Origin of the sequence: Cecembia sp., from assembly GCF_007126775.1 — a bacterium.
In the GTDB taxonomy this organism is placed as follows: Bacteria; Bacteroidota; Bacteroidia; order Cytophagales; family Cyclobacteriaceae; genus Cecembia.
In genome coordinates, this window is the sequence record NZ_SLAP01000081.1 from 1 (window position 1) to 7,576 (window position 7,576).

Genomic DNA, 7,576 nt, shown 5'->3' on the forward strand with positions numbered 1-7,576 from the left:
GAAAATTTGGTACTGAAAAAACTGGAAGCTAGTAAAAACCCCATTAAGACCTTGAGGAAAAATCTGATTGGTAATTTGATCTTTGGTTTGGTGGGTGTTGTAATTGGGGTTTATTTACTAGTCATTTATCCCGAAATATCCCTTAGACTGACATTGGGTTTGCTTATCATCATCTACCAGTATTTTAATTTGTTGATGTATCAGCGGATCAAAGCATTTGATCGACTTTTGGACAACTGGGATCAACCCATCATACCAACCCTTCAGCAGCAGCTTGATTTAACCCGGAAGACAATTAAACTGATTGAATTTCAAACCATGCTATTCCTTCCTCTTGCTTATTTGGCAGGTTTACTGATCGGTGGTACAACAGATGAAGTCAATGCAGATGACCTGATCGTAAATGTATCCTTTTTGATAAAGGGGATGGGCTTGAGCCTATTGACCATGCCCCCTTTGTATTTTCTATTGAAATGGATGCATAAGAAAGCTTTTGGGGATTATATAGCACAAACTGAAAAAATACTCCTGACCTATGAAAAAGACAACTGACCGAAATCGTTCAATTTTTGGCCATAATTGGACATGGTTGATAGAAAAAACACGCAAGAGAGCACTTAAGTACTTATTTTAGCTATTGGCATGTCTTTAGTCTTTATTTTTAGGTGTGTTGTTTGTCTTTCTGGACGGACAATCTAAAATTATTTTATCAATCTTAAACCTTCACAAACTCAATCACAATGAAGTTGGAAATCAATAACCTCAACAAACAATATGGCAACGGGGTACATGCCCTAAAGAATGTTAGCCTTACCATAGGTAAGGGAATGTTTGGACTTCTAGGACCTAATGGAGCCGGGAAATCCTCCCTCATGCGTACACTTGCTACCCTGCAAGATGCAGATAGCGGGAATGTTCGCTTAGGAGATATCGATGTACTCCAAGAGAAAGATAAAGTAAGACAGGTATTGGGTTATTTGCCACAAGAATTCGGAGTGTATCCACGAAGCTCCGCAGTGGAGTTATTGGATCATTTGGCACTATTGAAAGGGATAAAAAATACCAGCGAAAGAAAAGAGTTGGTAAACTACCTTTTGCAAAAAGTGAATCTTTTCGAACATCGAAAAAAAGCTGTTAAATCATTCTCAGGTGGTATGCGGCAGCGCTTTGGGATTGCCCAATGTTTGATAGGGAATCCCAAATTGATTATTGTAGATGAACCAACAGCAGGCTTAGACCCTGGGGAGCGTAATAGGTTTTACAACCTCTTGAGCGAAATAGGAGAGGAAGCCATTTTGATACTTTCTACACATATTGTCCAAGATGTTCGGGAACTCTGTACACAAATGGCAATCATGAATAAAGGAGAGGTCCTCTATCATGGTGGTGTAGATGAAGCACTGGAGTTGATTGAAGATAAGGTATATGAAAAAAGCATTGAAAAGGGGATGCTTCCGGAATACAGGGAAAACTACGCGGTAATCTCAGATAAATTGGTGGGGGGCAAACCATTGATTCATGTGTTTGCGGAAGAAGAGCCAGCCAATGACTTTGTCAAAGCGGAGGCAAACTTGGAAGATGTATTCTTTGCTAAAATCAATCAACTGGTCTAAACCCCTATATCATGTTTGTATTCTTAAAAAAAGAACTAAAAACCTGGATCAAGAGCCCCATGTTGTGGATTTTTTTCCTGATAATCGGACTTTTGGTATTTGGTGCGGTAAGCAGTGATGACATTCAGATTGGAGGCGCAAGTACCAGTGTAAAGAAAAATGCGCCGTCGGTCATACAGCAATATTATGGGGTGATGTCCTTGATCGCTTTGTTGATGACCACCGCCTTTATGAATGCTACGGCCAACAGGGATTTTGAATCAGGGTTTTCAGGAATCCTTTTTTCTTATCCCATCAAGCGTTCCTCCTATTTCTTTGGTAAGTTTTTAGGAGCTTATTTGATTGCCTTGATTCCTTTGTTGGGGATTTCGGTAGGAGCTTTGATAGGCCCGTTTATGCCTTGGGCTGACCCTAACCGCTTTGGGCCTGTATATTGGGAGGGGCATATCCAGGGATTTCTCAGTTTCGGGATTCCCAATACCTTTATTATTGGTGTGCTGACTTTTGCCCTTGCAGTCACGTTTCGAAACAACATGGTTTCCTACATCGGCGCCATGGGTTTATTGGTTCTGTATGCCGTAGCAGGAAATTTTATTGCGGATATAGAGAAAGAATGGTTAGCAAATTTACTGGATCCCTTTGGCTTTTATCCGGTTGGACTGGCCAAAAAATATGCTACGGTAGAGGAACTAAACACCACAGCAGTGTTATTGAAGGGAGATTTGTTGGTCAATAGACTTGTGTGGGTAGGCGTAGCTGCTGTATTCTTGTTGCTATTGTACACCCGTTTTTCGTTTCAGCAAAAAAATGAAAAGGTCAAGAAAGAAAAACAGCCGGCAAAAGATTGGACTGAGACTTCCATATTGTTGGAGAAGCCTGCTGTTGCTATTGATAGTGGAAATAAATTTTCATTCGCTGTTTTTGGAAGACTTGTGTTATTTGAGTTGAAGGCCATAATCAAGAATCAAACATTTCTGATTATCCTGATTATCGGTATTATCAATCTCATTACGGGGCTCACCTTTTTTACGGGTAGGTATGGTAGCAGTAATTATCCACTGACCTATGATGTGATTGACAGCATTTCGGGAGCTTTTTACCTGTTTTTAATCGGTATCATTATTTTCTATTCCGGTGTCTTGGTTTGGAGGGATAGAGATGCCCATTTGGATGAGATCAAGGATGCTACTCCGGCTGCAACAGGTTTGTTTCTTTCATCTAAGATAATTGCTTTATTGATCAGTATCCAACTGATTCTGATGACGACCATTGTCATTGGTGTTATTGCGCAGAGTTTTTATGGGTATTTCAACTTCGAATTGGGCGTCTATGCCCGTTCTTTATTGGTAAATGACTTCTTGTTTTTTACTTACCTGACGGTATTGGCTGTATTCTTCCATTACCTGATCAACAATCGTTACATAGCCTATTTTGTTTTTGTGGTATTTATTATTGCCTCCGACTATGTGTTAGAGTTGCTTAAAATAGAATCCTTGATGGTAAGTTACGGTGCTGTCTCTAGGGGTTCATATTCGGATGTCAACGGCTTTGGTCCGTGGGCCACGGCTACTGCTTGGTTTCAGGCCTATTGGGGGGCTTTTGCATTGCTATTGGTGTATGTCGCCTATCTCTTTTTTACTAGAGGAAAGACTACTGCTCTGGCAGGCAGGTGGAAGGATGCGCGGGAGCGATTTGCAGGTTCGAAGGCAGTTTTATTTGTGTTTATTGCGGCCTTCCTTGCTACAGGTGCAAATGTGTACTACAATACCCAAGTACTGAATACCTACAAAACAAGCAAAGAATGGGAAGATATACGGGTAGCTTATGAGGAAACGTATAAGGTACACGAGAATATATCTCAGCCCAAGTGGGTTAGCATGGATTATCGTATTGAGCTATATCCTGAGGATAGGGATCTGACTTTTGAGGTTGTGGGCGTGATGGAAAACAGGACAGATGGGCCGATCAGTGAACTTCATTTTACGATGACTGATTCGAAAGATAAACTTGAAATCAGCATTGAAGGAGCGAGTATTCAACTGGATGATGATCAATTGGGCTACCGGATTTATGAGTTGGCCCGGCCTTTACAGCCCGGGGAGCAACTTATCATGAAGGTGTCAGGAGAAAAGCTTACCCAAGGATTTGAGAATAGGGTAACCAATACCAGTATTTTAAATAATGGCAGCTTTTTTTACTCCTATGAAATGGTCCCTAGCTTTGGCTATCAGGCAAGCAATGAATTATCTGATCGCAACAAAAGACGGAAAAGAGGCCTTCCAGAGAAGAAACGCATGCCAGTATTGGATGAAAACAACCTAGAGGCACGGAATTTTCATTACATAGGAAAGGATAGTGATTGGATCACAGTAAAATCAGTCATTGGGACATCACCCAGTCAGATTGCTGTTAGCCCGGGAAAACTAGTGCGTGAATGGGAAGAAAATGGAAGAAAATACTTCCAATACGAACAAGAGGCGCCTTCAGTGCATTTTACCTCATTCCTCTCTGCAGCGTATCAATTGGAGAGAGAGCGATGGAATGATGTGGATATAGAAGTATATTATGTATCAGGGCACGAATACAATATCCCGAATTTTATCAGTGCCATGTCCCAATCACTGGATTACTATACGGCTCATTTTGGTCCTTATGAGCACAGTCAACTGAGGATTGTGGAATTCCCAAGGTATGCAGGTTTTGCACAATCTTTTCCGGGTACCATGCCTTACAGTGAGCGTATCGGTTTTATTACAGACTTGAGAAAAGTTACCGAGGATGATATTGACTTGGTGTTTTACGTTACTGCCCATGAGACTGCCCATCAGTATTGGGCCCATCAGGTCATCGCAGCCAACATGCGAGGTGCCGAATTGTTGATGGAAGCCATTACACAGTATTCAGCGCTGATGGTCATGGAAAAGGAATATGGGAAGGATAAAATGCGAAAGTTCCTCAGATATGAAATGGATGGTTACCTGAGAGGAAGGGGAAGTGAATTTGTGGCTGAGCGACCCTTGGTGGAGACCGAACAGCAAGGATACATTCACTACGAAAAAGGTTCAGTAGCCATGTACTACCTCAAAGAAATGATCGGTGAAGCTCAGGTCAATGCAGCGCTTAGGCAGCTTATTGAGGAATTTAAGCATCGGAAGCCACCTTATCCTACTTCCATGGATGCGGTGAGAGTCTTTAGAGCGCATACTCCTGATAGTTTGCAGTATGTGATTGACGATTTATTCCTCAATATCACCTTATTTTCCAATAGAGTAATGGATGCGAATTATACGCAGGAAGGAGAGGAGTACATCGTAGAGTTTACGACTGAGTCTAAGAAATTCAGATCAGACTCTTTAGGTAAGGAGACCTCCATCCCGATTGCAGATTTTATTGACGTTGGTGTTTTTGGATTTACTGAAAATAAAAACCTTTTAGGTGATCCTTTGGTTTACGAACGACTAAAAGTAACTCAAGAGGGGAATACATTTAAATTCAGAACCAAGGAAAAACCCCATTTTGTGGGGATAGATCCGTACAATTACTTGATTGACAGGGTTCCTGGAGATAATGTGAAAAAAGTAAGTCTCTTGGATTAAATTGGTTTAGATGGCCTACCGCTCTTGAGTAGATAGGAGTGGTAGGCCTATAATTTTCAAATTGAAGGCTTTTATGGGCACAAGGTTACTGTTGGGTTTTTATTCGATGATTTTTCTTTGTTGGACTTTTTCAGAGGAGTCCATGGCTCAGGAAATATCACTGCTCAAGGGAAAAGTCCTCCAATCTGGAACTGATGAACCTGTTCCCTTTGCCCATGTATACTGGAGGGGGTATGAATCTCAAGGGGTAGTAACAGATATTTTAGGCGAGTTTCAATTGAAAGTGCAGTCAGCGTCCGACACCTTGGTAGTTTCCCATGTTGGTTTGAGGAAGTTGAAACTTGCAAAAAGGCAGTTAAGGACAGATGGTCGGATTTTTATGGAACCCAAGCAGGTTGAACTGAAGGAATTCCTCTTTTTAGCAGGAGAAAATCCTGCTTTTCCTATTCTACGTAAGGCCATAGCCAACAAAAAGATAAATGACCCTTCCAATCTGAGCAGTTACCAATTTGAATCTTACGACAAAATGGTATTCACAGTGGATGGTGTCAGCGAGGATGGCGTGCGGCGGACACGTTTTGACACCTTATTTGATGGTGGGCATTTGTTAGTTTCCGAAAGTCTATCTGAAGTGGTTTATAAAAGGCCTGGAAAGCGGCATGAAAAAGTCAAAGCCTCAAAGATTTCGGGTTTTGAAAATTTGATGACAGCATTGGTTTCCAGTACCATACAGCCCTTTTCTTTTTATGAGGATTATTTCACTGTGATGGAAATTCCTTATCTCCATCCTATGACAAATGATGGGTTTAGAAAATATAACTATTTTTTAGAAGATAGTTTACAATCCAATGGAACTACTGCTTATGTTATCAGCTTTGAGCCGCAAGAAGGTAAAGGCTATCTTCTGGGTACTGGATTTATGACAATTTCAAGGCACCAATATGCACTTGAAAACATGGTATTTAAGTCCTTAGATAATCGGAGTAACCTGGAGTTTGAATTGCAACAGAAAAACCGCTGGGATGGGCAATATTGGTTTCCTGAACAAATTAACAGTATCTACCTATTTCGCAACTTTGATATTGAAGGAAGCCCAATGAAGTTAGTCAGTCAAAACTTTATCTCAGATGTGAGGCTAAATGAACAAATTTTGAGTAGGGAAATCCCAAGGTTTGGATTGGTCTATGATATTCAAAATGAACGATTCCCAATAGCAATGATCAGAAGAGATTCTTTGTCGATTGCCGAGCAGCGGGCCTTTAGCAGGTTTGAAGAGATGGATGCCAGGAATCTTCGAAGAACTCAAAATATAGTTAGTATTTTTTCGCAATTATTTACTGGACGGCTTTCACTTGGCAAGATTGATCTGCTGACTAACCACTTACTTCGCATCAATCAGTATGAAGGTCTCGCTTTGGGGATGGGGCTGGCGACCAACCAACAGTTCTCAAGGTATGTGGAACTGGATGGCTACCTCCGTTATGGTTTTCGTGATAAGGATTGGAAATATGGAATAGGGAGCAGTTTACTCTTCAATGATGCGTTGGAATCTCGCCTTCGGTTTTCCTACATCCAGGATATTGCTGAAATCGGTATAAATCCTTTTGTTCGTATCCGAACTTTTGCAACTTCAAGTGATTTTTTCAGGGCTTTTTTGGCTCAAAAGATGGACGCTGTGGAGCGGTTTAGCGTTGAGTTTTCCCAATTGCCACTGCACAGGTGGAGGTTGGCTTTTACCGCAAGTAATGAAAGCCGCATCCCTCTATGGACCTCCAATTTGGAAATGCCTGCAGTGGAACGTATGTTTCAGCCATTTCAAGCAACAGAATTGGGATTAAATCTTCGCTATGTGGCTAAAGAGCAAACATCCAAGGTTGGTAGACAGATAATACCCGGCCCTATTGGCTATCCGGTATTCAATTTCCATGCTTCGCGTGCCATACCTGATTTATTGAATGGAACAGCTGATTTTTGGAGATTGGCTTTCAAGACACAGCATCAATGGAGGAAGGGAGTTTCTACCCATCAGTTGAACTTGGAGGGGATGAGCGTTTGGGGAGCAGAGGTTCCGATTTCCTATTTCAATACGGGTTTTGGTATTCAACCGCAGGAGCGAACTTTTTCAATTAGTCTTCCAGCCTACTTTCAGACCATGCGGATTTACGAGTTTTTTTCAGACAGAGCCATCTATGCCAATTATTCCTATCTGACAGGACCTCTTTTACAGCGAGATATATCTACTATTGCAATTGCCCCCCAACTTAACTTGGTACAAGGTTTTGCGATAGGTTCAGTGAGCCATTCCTTTGGGGAAGAGGCATTTCCTTTTCGGACGATGGAACGAGGCTATTGGGAGTCTGGTATAGA

General features: G+C 41.5%; 4 protein-coding genes. All 4 read left to right on the plus strand.

The window, feature by feature from the left end; all coding sequences use genetic code 11:
* Positions 1–552, plus strand: a 552-nt coding sequence (locus QZT73_RS05135) for a hypothetical protein (RefSeq protein ID WP_291786964.1), incomplete at its 5' end; no start/stop codon positions are given.
* Positions 553–740: 188 nt separating this feature from the next.
* Complete coding sequence (locus QZT73_RS05140; protein ID WP_291779814.1) at positions 741–1,613, plus strand: ABC transporter ATP-binding protein; 873 nt, start codon at positions 741–743, stop codon at positions 1,611–1,613.
* 11 nt (positions 1,614–1,624) lie between these two features.
* Entirely contained in the window at positions 1,625–5,209 is a 3,585-nt protein-coding gene (locus tag QZT73_RS05145; RefSeq protein WP_291786966.1) for a M1 family aminopeptidase, read from the plus strand.
* A 73-nt stretch (positions 5,210–5,282) separates the two neighbouring features.
* Positions 5,283–7,576 (plus strand): DUF5686 family protein (locus QZT73_RS05150; protein ID WP_291786967.1); only part of this gene is annotated, 2,294 nt, incomplete at its 3' end.